We start from the raw sequence: 16,872 nt of genomic DNA, 5'->3' as shown, positions 1-16,872 counted from the left end.
ACTTACAAATTTGTAAGTTAGTTGTTAGAGAAATCGATGTTATGAGATTTTTCCCATTGGTAAAATAAAAGTATCAAAGGGGAGATAGGGAGGATGGAAGTAATGAAATCATTTCAAAATTTGTCATATAGTCAAGGGGTAAGCTTAATTTGTCTAGGGGGATTTGCTGCATCTGTTACGTTAGCTGTTTTAATAAAGGTGTTTCATCAAATCTTTTAATTTTATAGTAGGGAAGGAATTGGTTGTTATCATTAGTAGGAACAGCAATGAAAATAAAAAATAGCTCTTAGCATGTATGTAAATGCTAAGAGCTATTTTTATGCTTGTTATATGTTATTTAAGCTTGCTTTTGTTTTACTGACCCTGTATTTAAAGTAAGAGCAAGGAAGAACATTGCAAGTACGCAAGATGCAAGTAATAAGATGAATCCGCCATCCCATCCGAATGCATCTACGATAAAGCCCATAGCTGCACTAGCGAAAGCAGCTCCGCCTAAGTAACCGAAGAATCCAGTTAAGCCTGCTGCAGTTCCAGCAGCTTTCTTTGGTGCTAAGTCTAGAGCGTGTAGACCAATTAACATAACCGGTCCGTAAATTAAAAATCCAATTGCGACAAGTGCGATACTATCAACCATTGGATTACCAGGAGGGTTTAACCAGTAAACAAGAACTGCGATAAATACACCGACCATAAATAGAATACCAGCAGGTGCACGACGTCCTTTAAATAGTTTATCACTCATCCATCCGCAAAGAAGTGTACCTGGAATACCAGCCCATTCATATAGAGCGTAAGCAGTACGTGAGCTACTATGAGTAAAGCTTTTTTCTTCTACTAAATAAGTAGGAGCCCAGTCTACAACGCCGTAACGTACGAAATATACGAAAACGTTCGCAATAGCGATGTACCATAAAAACTTATTGTTTAATACGTATTTAAATAAAATTTCCTTTACTGAAAGCTCGCGTTCGCGGTCTTTTACTTTTTCATCTGGTGGATATTCTCCAGTATGTTCTTCAATAGAAGGTAGTCCACAAGATTGAGGCGTATCTTTCATCGTAATTAATACATAAATACCAACTAAAATTGAAAGAATACCTGGGAAGTAAAAAATACTTTTCCAGTCATCTGCGAAGAAGTATAAGCCTAATGTTACAAGTGAAGGCATAAGCGCTCCGCCAACATTATGAGCGACGTTCCAAATAGACATTTTTGTACCACGTTCGCTAATAGAGAACCAGTGAACCATCGTACGACCACAAGGAGGCCATCCCATACCTTGTACCCATCCATTTAAAAACTGAAGTACAAACATAAGTATAATGCTCGTTGTAATGAAAGAAAATGAGCCGAAAATAATATTAATGATACCTGATAAAAATAGCCCAGCTGCTAAAAAGTAGCGAGGATTACAACGATCGGATACGATACCCATAAGAAATTTACTTAATCCGTAAGCGATAGAAACTGCTGAAAGGATAACCCCAAGTTCCCCTTTACTAAAGCCTTGCTCGATTAAGTATGGCATTGCTAGTGAAAAGTTTTTTCGAACAAAGTAGTAACCTGCATAACCGATGAAGATACCTAAGAATACTTGTAAACGTAATTTACGGTATTCGCTATCAACGCGATCAGATGGTAAGCGTTCCGCGTGGGGCGCAGGTTTAAATAATTGTGTGAAAAACATAAAATGAAAATCCTCCCCTAATTAATTCGAAGCGTTTTAAGACAGAGAACATAAAAAGGCCATGAAATATAAAAAAGTTTCCTTTTTTATGATTCATAGCCGTGTACTCCGTTTCTCCGTGACTGTCAATATTAACTTCGTCGAAAATTATACAACTTTGTGACAAAAATGTAAACGTTTTTATGAATAAAAGTATTGACGGATTTTGTTCGTGGGATTAATATTTAAATACATTAAATATTTTATTGTTTAAATAAGAGGTGGATAACATGCCAAATGATATGACGCATATCGATAAAATTCAAGCTCTCGCCTTTTCGATTGGAAAGAAAATGCAGACGGAGTTATTAGAACAAATGCAAGCGACAGGACTTACACCACCGCAGTTTTATATTTTAAAGATTTTAGATCATTATGGGGCTTCAAGAGCGACAACATTAGCGAAAAAGATGTATGTGAAGCCTAGCGCGATTACAGTGATGATTGATCGTCTAATCGATCAAGAACTTGTAGAACGCTATCACGACAAAGATGACCGTCGCGTTGTCATCATCGAGTTAACGAAAAAGGGGAAAGCTAGAGTAGAAGAGGCAATGACAGCTCGTAACGAGCATATTGCAAAATACTTTTCACATTTAGAGTTGCAAGAAAGAGAAGATTTATTACGTCTCTTTGAGAAGTTAGAAACCATTATTTGCGGGACACAAGAGAAAAAAGAGAATAACTAAGAGGAATTGAGGAGATTACATGGAGCAACAAGAAAATCAAAATAGAAAGTTGTTGTTAATCGGTTTAGTAATCGCGATGCTATTTGCTGCATTAGATGGAACAATTGTTGGTACAGCAATGCCACGTATCGTCGGTGACCTAGGCGGATTAAGTTTAATGACATGGTTAACGACAGCTTATATGTTAACATCAACGACAGTTGTACCAATTGCAGGTAAATTAGCGGATTTACTTGGTCGTCGTAACGTATATATAACAGGGCTAGTTATTTTCATGATTGGTTCGGCGTTATGTGGTATGGCAAATGGTATGACAGAATTAATTATTTTCCGTGGGATTCAAGGTCTTGGTGGCGGTATTATGATGCCAATGGCTATGATTATTATTGGAGATATGTTCACGGGAAAAGAACGTGCGAAATGGCAAGGTATTTTTGGTGCGTTATACGGTCTTGCTTCTGTAATTGGACCACAAGTTGGTGGTTGGATTGTAGATGCAGTGAACTGGAGATGGGTATTCTACATTAACTTACCGGTTGGTATTTTAGCGACAATCTTTATTGCAATGGGATTAAAATCGCATAAACAAACAGGACCAATTAAAATCGATATCGCTGGAATCTTTACGATGATTCTCGGTGTTGTAAGTTTATTACTTGCGCTAACGTTTGGCGGAAAAGATTATGCATGGGATTCTTGGCAAATTATCGGTTTATTTGCACTAGCTGTAATTGGTATCGTTAGCTTTGTTATCGTTGAAACGAAAGCTGAAGAGCCAATTTTACCAATGCATTTCTTTAAAAATCGCACATTTACAATACTGAATGCGATTGGATTCTTTATGAGTATTGGAATGTTCGGCGCGATTATGTTCGTACCATTCTTCATGCAAGGTATTGTAGGAGTAAGTGCTGCTGAATCAGGAACAATTATGACTCCAATGATGATTACAATGATTGTGATGAGTATTATCGGTGGGCAACTTGTATTAAAAGTTGGTGTAAAACCACAAATTATCGCAGGTATGCTTATTATGGCCGGTGGTTTCTGGTTATTAACAACGATGGATATGCACACAACGAAGCTTACAGCTACTTCTTATATGATGGTTATCGGTTTAGGAATGGGTCTTGTAATGCCGACATTAACATTAGCGTTACAAGAAAGCTTCCCGAAAAAAGACCTTGGTGTTGTAACATCATCAAGTCAGTTCTTCCGACAAATCGGTGGTACATTTGGTATTACAATTTTAGGATCAATTATGAATAACACTTCAGGTGCGACATTAACAAAGAATTTAGTACCTGTATTAGATACATTCCCGAAAGAAGCGGGACAAATGGTAACGAAATTTAAAGATATGATTCACACAGATCCACAAGGTTTATATTCAATGCTATTTAGCCCAGAGGCATTAAAACAAATGCCAGAAGCGTTCGCTAACAGTATTGTACCTATTTTGAAAAACTCTTTAGTAGACTCGCTTCATACTGTATTCTTAACAGGATTAGTATTTATCGTAGTAGGTGCCATCTTTACGATTTTCTTACAAAAAATTAAATTGTCAGATCGTAAAAAAGATGCTAAAGAGCCTGCTGTAGAAGAAAAAGAAAAAACTGTATCATACTCGTAATGAAGAAGCATCGCCTTATGGCGGTGCTTTTTTGAGTATAACCTTAAAAGCTTTTTAGTGAGAAATGATTGACGTATTTTTAGAAATACGTTATATTATTTTCTGTAAACGGTTACATGAAATGAGGAGAAAAGAGAATGAGTACGATCAAAGACGTTGCGAAATTAGCGGGAGTATCTGTTGCGACCGTTTCCAGAGTTCTAAATAAAAATGGATATGTTCACGAAGATACATTAAAAAAGGTAGAACGTGCAATTGAGATGTTAGATTATAAGCCTAGTACAGTAGCGCGTTCACTGTATAATAAAAAGTCTCGTTTAATTGGCTTAGTTGTTCCAAATATCGTGAATCCATTCTTTCCGGAAGTTGCACGTGCCGTAGAAGATGTAGCACATAAACAAGGTTACACAGTTGTCCTTTGTAACTCTGATGAAAGTTTAGAAAAAGAGAAACAATATATTGATGTGCTTAGACAAAATAATGTAGATGGATTTATTGTAGCAACGAATCCACAAAATAGTGTTAATTACATGAATTTATCTATTCCAATTGTTGCGATTGACCGTATGTTTAATGAGCGTATTCCTACTGTATATGCAGATAACTATGCAGGAAGTCAGGCTGCGACAAAGTTGTTACTAGATAAAGGATGTAAACATATTGCACATATTCGCGGTCCACGTGATGTGAGTACTGCAAATGAACGTTTTGAAGGTTTTGTAGACGTTATTACGCAAAATAATCTTTCGTATATGATTGCAGAGAGTACGTTTGATCCAGCAAATAGTGAGCGTGTAGCGATGGAATTATTAGAAGAATACCCGCATATTGATGGTATTGTTGCTGGGAATGATTTAATTGCGATTGGTATTGTAAAGGCTGCACTTCAAAAGGGGATTGTCATTCCAAATGATTTACAAATTATCGGATTTGATGGAATTTCTTTAACGGAAATGATGTATCCATCTATTACAACAGTTGCACAACCGATATATGAAATGGGGAAAATTGCAACAGAGTTGTTGTTAGAGCAAATGGAAGGAAATACATTAGAAGAGAAACACTATCGTTTGCCGATCGAAATTATAGAACGAAATACAACAAAGTAAGGAGATGAAACAGATGCCAAATATTGCAGTAGTAGGAAGCATTTCAATGGATTTAGTGGCTGTTTCAAAAAAACGGCCGAAAGCAGGAGAAACAGTAATTGGTGAAGCGTTTCATACAATCCCAGGAGGGAAAGGAGCAAACCAAGCAGTTGCTGCAGCTAGATTAGGAGCAAATGTAGCAATGGTTGGAGCGGTAGGAAATGATGATTATGGAACAGTAGTTAGAAAAAATCTAGAGAACGAACGCATTTTTATCGATTATGTGGTACCGGTTACAGATAGAACGACAGGAATTGCTCATATCGTTTTAGCAGAAGAAGATAACAGTATTGTTGTCGTACAAGGGGCAAATGCTCTTGTAAATAAGTCAGTTGTAGATCGCTCCAAAGACCTTCTTGTAAAAGCGGATATGGTTGTTCTTCAACTAGAAATTCCACTTGAAACAGTAAAATATGTATTGGCTATTTGTGAGGAACATAATATTCCTGTTATGTTGAATCCAGCGCCAGCACAAGTTTTATCAGAAGGAATTTTAGAAAAGGCGACTTATATTACGCCAAATGAGCATGAGTGCCGCATCGTATTAGATGATTTTACATCACCAATTGAAGATTTATTGGCGAAGTATCCCAATAAATTATTGATGACAGAAGGTTCTAACGGTGTTCGTTTCCATAATGGCACGGAGATTGTACATGTTCCTAGCATTGCTGTTGATGTAGTGGATACAACTGGAGCTGGTGATACATTTAATGGTGCGTTAGCAGTTGCACTTTCTGAAGGAGAGACACTTCAAAAAGCAATTCGTTTCGCGAATATTGCCGGTGGTCTTTCTGTAACGAAACTTGGGGCGCAAGGCGGCATGCCAACGAGAGATAAAGTACGTGAAGTGCAGGTGATTGTTGGATGAAGAAACACGGCGTATTAAACAGTGAGATTGCATCAATCCTTGCTTTACTTGGGCATACGGATACGATTGTAATTGCTGATTGCGGTTTACCAATTCCTGACGGAGTAAAAAGAATTGATTTAGCTGTTGAAATTGGAAAACCTAGCTTTTTAGATGTATTGCAAGTGGTAGCTGATGATATGGCAATCGAAAAAGTGACGTTAGCAGAAGAAGTTATTATAAATAATGCGGAAGTAAATAAAGAAATAGAGCAGAAATTAATAGAGCCAGCATTTGAGTATGTATCTCATGAGCAATTTAAAGAGCATACAAAGAAAGCGAAGGCGATTATTCGTACAGGCGAGGCTACGCCTTATGCAAATGTAATTTTACATGCAGGCGTGATTTTTTAATAAAGGGAAGTGATGGGAATGCATATTGAAATGAAAAACATTTCAAAGGCGTTCAATGGAAATCCTGTTTTGAAGAATGCACAGTTTATGATTGAAACAGGAGAAGTCCATGCATTGATGGGGGAAAATGGAGCGGGTAAATCAACGCTCATGAAGATTTTAACAGGTGTATACAAAAAAGATGGTGGGACAATCACGATCGATGGGCAAGAGCGCACCTTTAAAAATGCGAAAGAAGCTGAAGAGTACGGCATCGCATTTATACATCAAGAACTAAACATATTGCCGAATTTAACAGTAGCTGAAAATATGTTTCTCGGCAAAGAGTTAATGTATGGGAAAACAGGTATTTTACGCACTCGACAAATGAACGCGATTGCGCAGCAGCAACTAGCGGAGTTAGGGTTGCATGTAAGAGGCGCTATGTTAGCAGAGGAATTATCGGTTGGACAACAGCAAATTATCGAAATTGCGAAAGCATTAATGACAAACGCGAGCGTTATTATTATGGATGAACCTACTGCGGCACTGACGGATCGTGAAATCGAAACGCTCTTTACAGTAATCAATAAGTTACGTAAAGAAGGTGTTTCATTCGTGTACATTTCGCATCGTATGGAAGAGATTTTCTCAATATGTGATGCTATTACGATTTTGCGTGATGGAGAATTCGTCGGAAAGAGATTAATTCCAGAAACATCATTTGATGAAGTAGTGAGTATGATGGTGGGGCGCAGCATTGGTGAACGTTACCCAGAGCGAAATAGTCAAATTGGTGATGTCATTTTTGAAATGCGTAACGGAACGAAGAAAGGGAAATTTGAAAATGTTTCGTTTCAAGTGAGGAAAGGTGAAATCCTTGGTGTAGCTGGTTTGATGGGGGCTGGTCGCACTGATATTATGAAAGCGATATTTGGTTATGAACCTTTAGACTCTGGACAAATTTTTATAAATGGACAAGAAGTAAAGATTGATAGTCCAATAGATGCAATTAGACAAAGAATTGCTTTCATTACAGAAGATAGAAAGTCTGAAGGATTAGTGTTAGATTTTTCAATTCGAGAAAATTTAGCTTTACCGAATTTAGAAAGTCTTTCAAAGGGAAGTGTTCTAAGCAACGAGCTAGAACAACAGTTTACGGCGGATATGATGAAACTTCTTAATGTGAAAGCATCTAGCGGAGAGCAGGCAGTGAAATCTCTTTCTGGTGGAAATCAGCAAAAGGTTGTAATCGCAAAATGGCTAGGCATTCATCCGCAGTTACTCATTTTAGATGAACCAACAAGGGGTGTTGATGTTGGAGCGAAAAAAGAAATTTACTCTATTATGAATAAGCTTACGGAGCAAGGAGATGCCGTTATTATGGTATCATCTGAGCTTCCAGAAGTTTTAGGGATGAGTGATCGTGTTCTTGTTATTCATGAAGGAAAAGTAGGCGGAATTTTAGGGAAAGATGAGGCATCACAAGAGTCTATTATGGCACTAGCTACAGGGGGAGAGTAAGGATGACTAAGAAGGGGAATGTATTACAACAACTCGGTTCTTTAATCGGTTTAGTATTAATTATCGTCGTAATTACAGCTTTAAATCCAGCGTTTATTGAAATTCCAAATTTATTTAATATACTGCGTCAAGTATCGATTAATGCGCTTATTGCATTCGGAATGACCTTCGTAATTTTAACAGGGGGTATTGACTTATCGGTAGGTTCTATTTTAGCATTATCAAGTGCACTTGTTGCTGGAATGATGGCAAGTGGCATGGATCCGTTCCTTGCAATGGCAGTTGGATTATTAGCAGGTCTTGTAATGGGAATTGTAAACGGTATCATCATTGCGAAAGGAAAAGTAGCTCCATTTATTGCAACTTTGGCAACAATGACTATTTTTCGTGGGTTGACGCTTGTTTATATGGACGGACGTCCGATCACTGGTCTTGGTGATCATTTAATGTTCCAAATGTTTGGCCGCGGTTATTTTCTTGGTATTCCGGTACCAGCTGTTACAATGATGATCGCTTTCGCAGTACTGTACTTCATTTTGAAGAAAACGACATTTGGTCGCCGTACATTTGCAATTGGTGGAAATGAAGAAGCAGCAGCACTATCAGGTATTAATGTTACGAGAATTAAAGTAATGATTTACGGTCTTTCCGGAATTTTGGCAGCGCTTGCAGGTATTGTTTTAACATCACGATTAGATTCTGCACAGCCGACTGCAGGTACTTCTTATGAATTAGATGCAATTGCAGCAGTTGTATTAGGTGGAACAAGTCTTTCTGGGGGAAGAGGATGGATTGTTGGTACATTCATCGGTGTACTTATTATCGGTGTATTAAATAACGGTTTAAATTTATTAGGTGTATCTTCTTTCTTCCAACAAGTTGTAAAAGGACTTGTAATCTTACTAGCTGTATTAATTGATCGCAGAAAAGAAGCGTAATGGAGGGACAGTTCATGAAGAAATGGTTACTTATACTCGTTGCATGTATTATGGTCATTACTGCTGGTTGTTCAATGGAACCGCCAGAATGGGCAAAGGATTCTAGCGATAAAGGTCGAAATAAAACTATTAAAGTTGGATTCTCTGTTTCAACTTTAAATAATCCCTTTTTTGTAACTTTGAAAAAGGGTGCAGAAAAGAAAGCGAAAGATAGTGGCATCGAATTAATTGCTGTTGATGCACAAAATGATGCAGCAAAGCAAACGAACGATGTTGAAGATTTAATTCAAAAGGGTGTCGATGTAGTTGTTATTAATCCGACCGATTCAGATGCTGTTGCTTCAGCAGTAAGTGCGGCAAATGCAGCAAATGTTCCTGTTATTACAGTAGACCGCGTTGCGAATTCAGGTAAGGTTGTTTCTCACATTGCTTCTAACAATATCGAAGGTGGTCAAATGGCTAGTGATTACATTCGTGAATTAGTTGGCGAAGGAGCAAACGTTGCTGAGTTAGAAGGAATCCCTGGATCTTCCGCTGCTCGTGAACGTGGGAAAGGATTCCATAACGTAGCCGATAAGTCTTTAAAAGTAGTTGCAAAACAAGCAGCTGATTTTGATAGAGCGAAAGGATTATCTGTTATGGAAAACATTTTGCAAGCAAATGGTGATATTAAAGCCGTGTTTGCGCATAACGATGAGATGGCATTAGGTGCACTTGAAGCATTGAAGTCTGCTGGAAAAACAGATGTAGTCGTTGTTGGATTTGATGCAACAGACGATGCAGTGAAAGCGGTTAACGATGGGCGTATGGCTGCAACAGTTGCTCAAAAACCGGAATTAATCGGGGAGAAGGCGATGCAAACAGCAAAAGAGATAACACAAGGTAAAAAAGTGGACAAATCTATTCCGATTGAATTAGAGCTTATTAAGAAAAATAAATAAATATAAAATGAAAATTAGGAAGGAAGAACAACAAATGAAATTCTTTATTGATACAGCAAACGTTAACGAAATTAAAGAGGCAAATGAATTAGGTGTATTAGCTGGAGTAACGACAAATCCATCACTTGTAGCAAAAGAAGGCGTAGACTTCCACGAACGCATTCGTGAAATTTGCAACGTTGTAGAAGGACCTGTAAGTGCAGAAGTAATTAGCTTAGAAGCTGATAAGATGATTGAAGAAGGAAAAGAACTAGCGAAGATTGCTCCAAACGTTGTAGTAAAAGTTCCAATGACAACAGAAGGTTTAAAAGCAGTAAAAGCGTTCTCTGATTTAGGAATTCGTACAAACGTTACATTAGTGTTCTCAGCAGTTCAAGCATTACTTGCAGCTCGTGCTGGTGCAACATACGTTTCACCATTCTTAGGTCGCTTAGACGATATCGGTCATAACGGTATGGACTTAATTCGTCAAATCGCAGAAATCTTTGCAATTCATGGCATCGAAACAGAAATCATTGCAGCATCTGTACGTCACAGTGTTCACGTAACTGACGCAGCATTAAACGGTGCACATATTGCAACAATCCCAGCAAACGTAATTGCTTCATTAGTGAAGCACCCATTAACAGATCAAGGAATTGAGAAATTCTTAGCTGATTGGGAAAAAACACAAGAGAAATAATAGAAAAGCAAGAATCCTAGTTTAATTGACTAGGATTCTTTTTTTATTTAAAAGAATTTTCATGCAATTTTGCATATTGTCTTTTAAATTTGTTATATAAGATATTTAATATATATCACATAACTCTTTATTTTTCATATTTCGACATAAAGTGAAACTTTAATCAGTGGGGGCTTTGTTCATCCCCCCACTGATTATTAATTGAACCAAGGGATAAAAAGATAGAGGGTCTGACCAGAAAACTGGAGGGCATGATTCTATAACAAAAAGCTTAATGTTTATAGAATTATGTCTTTTTATATAGGGAGGGTAGTAAACAGAGATTTCGACAAAAACGCACTAATTTATCTGAATTTTAAGTTTTATAAAAGGGGAGAAATGGAATGAGAAGAAAAGCACCATTTAAAGTGTTGTCATCATTAGCAATTGCGGCAATTATCGGATGTACATCTGTAATGAGTGCTCCGTTAGCATATGCAGAAACGGCAGCAAAAAAGAAAGATAATGTATCTACAACACCAATTGATTACAATTTAATTCAAGAAGATCGTTTAGCGGAAGCACTGAAAGAAAGAGGAACAATTAATCCATCATCTTCTAAAGAAGAGACGAAAAAAGCTGTTGAGCAATATATTGAAAAGAAACAAGGAGATCAGGCGAATAAAGAAATTCTTCCAGATGCTCACTCACAAGAAACGTCTGATTTCACAAAAAAAGTAAAAGAGAAAAAGATGGAAGAAAAGGAAAATGTAAAAAAGGCTGAAAAAAATGTTAGCCTTGAGCAAAAGCCAGAACCAAATAAAAATCAATTGAATGGGCAAGTTCCAACTTCAAAAGCAAAGCAAGCTCCATATAAGGGATCTGTTCGATCAGATAAAGTATTAGTGCTACTCGTTGAATTTAGTGATTATAAACATAATAATATTGATCAAACACCAGGTTATATGTATTCGAAAGACTTTAGTAGAGAACATTATCAAAAGATGTTGTTCGGTAATGAGCCGTATACTTTATTTGATGGTTCAAAAGTAAAAACGTTTAAACAATACTATGAAGAGCAGTCTGGTGGTAGTTATACGACAGATGGATATGTAACGGAGTGGCTAACTGTTCCAGGAAAAGCATCTGATTATGGAGCTGATGGTAGCAGTGGGCACGATAATAAAGGTCCGAAAGGTGCACGTGATTTAGTGAAAGAAGCTTTGCATGCAGCTGCTGAGAAAGGACTAGATTTATCCCAGTTTGATCAATTTGATAGATATGATACAAACGGGGACGGGAATCAAAATGAACCTGACGGTGTAATTGATCATTTAATGGTAATCCATGCTGGTGTTGGTCAAGAAGCTGGTGGCGGTAAATTAGGTGATGATGCGATCTGGTCACATCGTTCAAAATTAGCAGTAGATCCAGTAGCGATTGAAGGTACGAAATCAAAGGTAGATTACTTTGGTGGTAAAGTAGCAGCACATGATTACACAATTGAACCAGAAGATGGAGCTGTAGGTGTGTTTGCACATGAATTTGGACATGATCTTGGATTACCAGATGAATATGACACGAAATATACTGGAAATGGTTCACCAGTCGAAGCTTGGTCATTAATGAGTGGAGGTAGTTGGACAGGGAAAATCGCAGGAACAGAGCCGACTAGTTTTTCACCACAAAATAAAGACTTCTTACAAAAGAATATGGGTGGCAACTGGGCAAAAATATTAGAAGTAGATTACGATAAAATTAAGAGTGGTGTGGGAGTTCCTACCTATATTGATCAAAGTGTTACGAAATCAAATCGTCCAGGCGTTGTACGTGTTAACTTACCAGGTAAAAGTGTTGAAACGATTAAACCGGAGTTTGGAAAGCATGCATATTATAGTACAAGAGGCGATGATATGCATACAACGTTAGAGACACCATTCTTTGATTTAACAAAGGGAACAAATGCAAAATTCGATTATAAAGCAAATTATGAGTTAGAAGCAGAGTGCGATTTCGTCGAAGTACATGCAGTAACAGAAGATGGAACGAAGACGTTAATTGATAGACTTGGAGAAAAAGTAGTCCAAGGAGATAAAGATACAACAGATGGGAAATGGATTGATAAATCATATGATTTAAGTCAATTTAAAGGCAAAAAAGTGAAACTACAATTCGACTATATTACAGATCCGGCTGTAACATATAAAGGTTTTGCGATGGATAATGTAAATGTAACTGTTGATGGACAAGTTGTATTTTCTGATGATGCAGAAGGACAGTCTAAAATGAATTTAAATGGTTTTGTTGTTTCTGATGGGACAGAGAAGAAAGCTCATTACTACTACTTAGAATGGAGAAACTATGCGGGATCAGATAATGGATTAAAAGCAGGAAAAGGTCCAGTGTATAATACAGGTCTTGTCGTTTGGTATGCAGATGATAGTTTTAAAGATAACTGGGTTGGGATGCATCCAGGTGAAGGATTCCTTGGTGTTGTTGACTCTCATCCAGAAGCGCTAGTTGGTAATTTAAACGGGAAACCAGCATACGGTAATACGGGCATGCAAATTGCAGATGCTGCATTTTCATTTGATAAAACACCAGCATGGAGTGTAAATTCATTAACACGTGGTCAGTTTAACTATTCTGGATTACAAGGTGTTACAACTTTTGATGATTCAAAAGTATATAGTAACAAGCAAATTGCAGACGCAGGAAGAAAAGTTCCAAACCTTGGACTTAAATTCCAAGTTGTTGGACAGGCAGAAGATAAATCGGCAGGTGCTGTTTGGATTAAACGTTAATAACATAAAAGCACATTCTTCATATGAAGAGTGTGCTTTTTAATTTGTACAGTAAGTTATTATTTTAGTTTATGTAATACAAGTTTTTATTCATGTGTAGTGTATCAAATTATGTGGGGAAAGGAAATATTTCCGAGGAAATTGTCGAAGTATCGTCAGTATTTATAAACTTTCTGTTTAAAAGAAGAGATGTATTATTGCCTTTACGGCTCAATTTATTTACATTGTTATTTGGTTATACACAAAAGTAATATATTCGGCAGTAAAAGAGCGCTATTGGATAGTGTTCTTTTTGTAGATAGGAAGGAGTTGAGTTAAATGAAAGAAATAATTGAATGTCCACAGTGTGAAGGAGAGATTACTGCGCAACATATTATTGATCTCCCGCATCCTTTTTCATTCAGATGTCCACACTGCAAGGTGAGGTTAAAAGAAATGAGAATCACACCGTGCTTAATATTAGCAGCAATTTGTATCATTCCACTGTTTATTATAATTGGAGAGAGTATTAAGGAATTACTAGTAAAATATTTTTCTATTATAGATGATGTACCAACTGTACTTATTTTCTTCTTATTTTGTTATCCATTGTATTATTTCTATGAAAAATATAATGCTATATTGTTTATTAAATACGGCTTATTGAAAGTTAAAAGTTGAATTGAATAGGAGATTATCATAATGCTTTGGAAAATATATTTAGTTATTGTAGCAATGTTAGCTATTATTTCGTTAGTAAGGGGCATGTTTCAAACACCAATTCAAAAGTTTGACTTTGTAGTTTCTATTATTACGTGGATAGGGCTCTTTGGTTTTGTATTTGATATACAAATATTAACCTCAATTGTTTGGAAATGTATCTTCTTGTTTAGCGTCATTTGGACTTTAACTGCAGTTTTTGTTTTTCGTTTATATGAAGAGCGAGATGAGCCGTTACCTTTTATATTTAAAGTAATTGGAATTATTCCAACGCTTCCATTATATTACGGATTATATCAATATGCATTTTAAAAAAGACAACGATGGATTATCCCATCATTGTCTTTTTTACTTTGCTTCTTACATAAATCATCCCAGCAAATGTTAATAAAAATGCTGTCCCGATAATGAAGCTGATGCTAGGTGATGCTCCGATTGCGCCGACTGTAAAGGAGCCAGCAACAACTCCTAATGAGAAGAAGGCATAAAATAATCCGAATGCCTTTCCGCGATTATCGTCTGTAGTATTTTCAACGAGTAAAGCGTTAATAGACGGGAAGAGGATTGCGAATCCAATTCCATAAATTATCATTACGATAAAGAGCATACCTTTTGTAGCAAATAATCCGAGTAAAGATAATGCGAATGCCATAACTGCAATTCCGATTAGCATTAGTTTCGAACGATTAAATCGATCGTAAATACGATTTGTTGGAAGCAAGAAGAAGAGGATAGCAGTTATACCAAATACACTTAACATCATGCCTGTTGTGGATGCTTTAAGCGCTAATGCCTCAACTTTTACTGGTAACATATAAGTGACAATTCCTTGTGAAAACATTAATGTGAAAGCACCAATATATGCTTGTAATAACGGTTCTGATTTTAAAAGTTCAACCATATCTTCTTTGTTCATCATTTGCGTTCTTGATGTATCTTTTCTTGATACGTTATTTGGTAAGAAGAATAGAGATACGATCGTACCAAGAGCCATTAAAATAGAAATAGTAATGAAGACCCATTCTACGCCAGCTGTTGCTTTCATAATACCGCTGAAAGCCGGTCCTACGATTGCGGCTGTTCCAACAGCAGCACCAGATAGAGCCATTGCTTTTCCTTGTCTTTTTGCATTTGTTTGTTTTGATAAAAATGTAAAGGCAGCAGGAATTAAAAAGCCATCACTAAATCCATGCATAAAGCGAACAACTAATAGTTGTTCACCACTTTGAACAACGGTGTATAACAAGACTATGAAACTCGTAATTCCCATGCTTATATAAAGGATTTTTTTTGCACCAAATTTATCGACAGCTGCTCCAGCAATAATATTACCGATCATATTAGCGAATGAGTACATACCGACAACTAGCCCGATAATAAGAGGGGTTCCTCCAAGGCTTTGAGCGAAAGTACTCATAATAGGTAATTGTGAAAATGTATCTAAAAAAGCCACGATAACGATAAAGTAAATAAAATATTTCAAGTGATATTCACCTCTCCTATGCTATTATGGCACAATGCTAATTTCACCTGCAATGAAATTGAATTAACAGATGTGGAAAAAAGTACAAAGTGACAAAATATTGAACGTTATTTGTAAAAAATTAGTAAGGATGTGATTGTTTTTTTGAAATATATGGATAGAAGTATTATAATAGAATTGTAAACTTCACCAGGTTAAGTATATACATAGAGAGGGATGTATAAAATGAAAGCACTACTTTGGCATAATCAACGTGATGTACGAGTAGAAGAAGTACCAGAACCAACAGTAAAACCAGGAACAGTGAAAATCAAAGTTAAATGGTGTGGTATTTGTGGGACAGACTTGCATGAATATTTAGCAGGGCCTATTTTTATTCCAACAGAAGAACATCCATTAACACATGTGAAAGCACCTGTTATTTTAGGTCATGAGTTTAGTGGTGAGGTAATAGAGATTGGTGAAGGAGTTACATCTCATAAAGTGGGAGACCGCGTTGTTGTAGAACCAATTTATTCTTGTGGTAAATGTGAAGCTTGTAAACATGGACATTACAATGTTTGTGAACAACTTGTTTTCCACGGTCTTGGCGGAGAAGGCGGCGGTTTCTCTGAATATACAGTAGTACCAGAAGATATGGTTCATCACATTCCAGATGAAATGACGTATGAACAAGGTGCGCTTGTAGAACCAGCAGCAGTAGCAGTTCATGCAGTACGTCAAAGTAAATTAAAAGAAGGGGAAGCTGTAGCAGTATTTGGTTGCGGTCCAATTGGACTTCTTGTTATCCAAGCAGCTAAAGCAGCAGGAGCGACTCCTGTTATTGCAGTTGAACTTTCTAAAGAACGTCAAGAGTTAGCGAAATTAGCAGGTGCGGATTATGTATTAAATCCAGCAACTCAAGATGTGTTAGCTGAAATTCGTAACTTAACAAATGGTTTAGGTGTAAATGTTAGCTTTGAAGTAACAGGTGTTGAAGTTGTACTACGACAAGCGATTGAAAGTACAAGCTTCGAAGGACAAACTGTAATTGTTAGCGTATGGGAAAAAGACGCAACAATTACTCCAAATAACTTAGTATTAAAAGAAAAAGAAGTTATTGGTATTTTAGGATACCGTCACATCTTCCCAGCTGTTATTAAATTAATTAGCTCTGGTCAAATTCAAGCAGAGAAATTAATTACGAAAAAAATTACAGTCGATCAAGTTGTTGAAGAAGGATTTGAAGCACTTGTAAAAGATAAAACACAAGTGAAAATTCTTGTTTCACCTAAATAAGATAGAATCGAATAGAGTAGCCCTTTTCTAGAAATAGAAGAGGGCTACTTTTTTTCTATACTGAAAGGTGATAGACTTTCCTTTGACTAAATGTATTTTTGTTTGG

The 16,872-nt window shown here is 36.7% G+C and carries 16 protein-coding genes; 14 read left to right on the top strand and 2 right to left on the bottom strand.

What is annotated here, in order from left to right:
• The first annotated feature begins 102 nt into the window (after positions 1–102).
• Positions 103–219 carry a DUF4027 family protein gene (locus B9A45_RS27010; protein WP_000834733.1) on the top strand — a complete coding sequence of 39 codons (117 nt, stop codon included), beginning with the start codon at positions 103–105 and terminating at the stop codon, positions 217–219.
• A 118-nt stretch (positions 220–337) separates the two neighbouring features.
• On the opposite strand, the gene glpT is transcribed toward B9A45_RS27010, so the two are convergent.
• Complete coding sequence (glpT, locus tag B9A45_RS27005) at positions 338–1,687, bottom strand: glycerol-3-phosphate transporter (RefSeq protein ID WP_084065500.1); 1,350 nt, start codon at positions 1,685–1,687, stop codon at positions 338–340.
• A gap of 269 nt (positions 1,688–1,956) precedes the next feature.
• On the opposite strand from glpT, the gene B9A45_RS27000 reads away from it, so the two are divergent.
• The 12 genes from B9A45_RS27000 to B9A45_RS26945 all read left to right on the top strand — a co-directional run bounded on the left by B9A45_RS27000 (position 1,957) and on the right by B9A45_RS26945 (position 14,317).
• Positions 1,957–2,415: a MarR family winged helix-turn-helix transcriptional regulator gene (locus B9A45_RS27000; RefSeq protein ID WP_001132365.1), complete on the top strand. Its 459-nt coding sequence runs from the start codon at positions 1,957–1,959 to the stop codon at positions 2,413–2,415.
• Positions 2,416–2,434: 19 nt separating this feature from the next.
• Positions 2,435–4,048: an MDR family MFS transporter gene (locus B9A45_RS26995; protein ID WP_000437645.1), complete on the top strand. Its 1,614-nt coding sequence runs from the start codon at positions 2,435–2,437 to the stop codon at positions 4,046–4,048.
• Between the two features lie 137 nt (positions 4,049–4,185).
• Positions 4,186–5,157, top strand: coding sequence for a ribose operon transcriptional repressor RbsR (rbsR, locus tag B9A45_RS26990; protein WP_000104034.1), 972 nt, complete (start codon positions 4,186–4,188; stop codon positions 5,155–5,157).
• Positions 5,158–5,170: 13 nt separating this feature from the next.
• Positions 5,171–6,067: a ribokinase gene (rbsK, locus tag B9A45_RS26985; RefSeq protein WP_001132867.1), complete on the top strand. Its 897-nt coding sequence runs from the start codon at positions 5,171–5,173 to the stop codon at positions 6,065–6,067.
• Complete coding sequence (gene rbsD / locus B9A45_RS26980) at positions 6,064–6,459, top strand: D-ribose pyranase (protein WP_000716154.1); 396 nt, start codon at positions 6,064–6,066, stop codon at positions 6,457–6,459. The genes rbsK and rbsD overlap by 4 nt, the downstream gene beginning before the upstream one ends.
• 18 nt (positions 6,460–6,477) lie before the next feature.
• Positions 6,478–7,962, top strand: a complete 1,485-nt coding sequence (gene rbsA, locus B9A45_RS26975) for a ribose ABC transporter ATP-binding protein RbsA (RefSeq protein WP_002100767.1) — start codon at positions 6,478–6,480, stop codon at positions 7,960–7,962.
• Between the two features lie 2 nt (positions 7,963–7,964).
• The gene (gene rbsC / locus B9A45_RS26970) at positions 7,965–8,900 is read left to right on the top strand and encodes an ABC transporter permease subunit (protein WP_000162129.1); all 936 of its coding nucleotides are present in this window, start codon (positions 7,965–7,967) and stop codon (positions 8,898–8,900) included.
• Between the two features lie 14 nt (positions 8,901–8,914).
• Positions 8,915–9,841: a ribose ABC transporter substrate-binding protein RbsB gene (rbsB, locus tag B9A45_RS26965; RefSeq protein ID WP_000758974.1), complete on the top strand. Its 927-nt coding sequence runs from the start codon at positions 8,915–8,917 to the stop codon at positions 9,839–9,841.
• A 34-nt stretch (positions 9,842–9,875) separates the two neighbouring features.
• The gene (gene fsa, locus B9A45_RS26960; protein ID WP_000667698.1) at positions 9,876–10,523 is read left to right on the top strand and encodes a fructose-6-phosphate aldolase; all 648 of its coding nucleotides are present in this window, start codon (positions 9,876–9,878) and stop codon (positions 10,521–10,523) included.
• Positions 10,524–10,906: 383 nt separating this feature from the next.
• A complete protein-coding gene (inhA2, locus tag B9A45_RS26955; RefSeq protein ID WP_001252962.1) occupies positions 10,907–13,306 on the top strand; it encodes a M6 family metalloprotease immune inhibitor InhA2 in 2,400 nt (799 codons plus the stop codon).
• A gap of 318 nt (positions 13,307–13,624) precedes the next feature.
• Positions 13,625–13,966 (top strand): hypothetical protein, encoded by a 342-nt coding sequence (locus tag B9A45_RS26950; RefSeq protein WP_000658667.1) that lies wholly within the window; start codon positions 13,625–13,627, stop codon positions 13,964–13,966.
• A gap of 21 nt (positions 13,967–13,987) precedes the next feature.
• The gene (locus B9A45_RS26945; protein WP_000964467.1) at positions 13,988–14,317 is read left to right on the top strand and encodes a hypothetical protein; all 330 of its coding nucleotides are present in this window, start codon (positions 13,988–13,990) and stop codon (positions 14,315–14,317) included.
• A 16-nt stretch (positions 14,318–14,333) separates the two neighbouring features.
• Here B9A45_RS26945 and B9A45_RS26940 read toward each other — a convergent pair whose 3' ends face one another.
• Positions 14,334–15,488 (bottom strand): MFS transporter, encoded by a 1,155-nt coding sequence (locus B9A45_RS26940; RefSeq protein ID WP_000873270.1) that lies wholly within the window; start codon positions 15,486–15,488, stop codon positions 14,334–14,336.
• Positions 15,489–15,713: 225 nt separating this feature from the next.
• Here B9A45_RS26940 and bdhA point away from each other — a divergent pair, with 225 nt between their 5' ends.
• Positions 15,714–16,766, top strand: coding sequence for a (R,R)-butanediol dehydrogenase (gene bdhA, locus B9A45_RS26935; protein WP_000645827.1), 1,053 nt, complete (start codon positions 15,714–15,716; stop codon positions 16,764–16,766).
• Positions 16,767–16,872 lie beyond the last annotated feature (106 nt).

The organism is Bacillus sp. JKS001846, from assembly GCF_900176455.1.
Lineage (GTDB): Bacteria > Bacillota > Bacilli > Bacillales > Bacillaceae_G > Bacillus_A > Bacillus_A cereus.
Note: the sequence above shows the minus strand (reverse complement) of the source record. Positions and strands in the feature narration are given on the sequence as shown.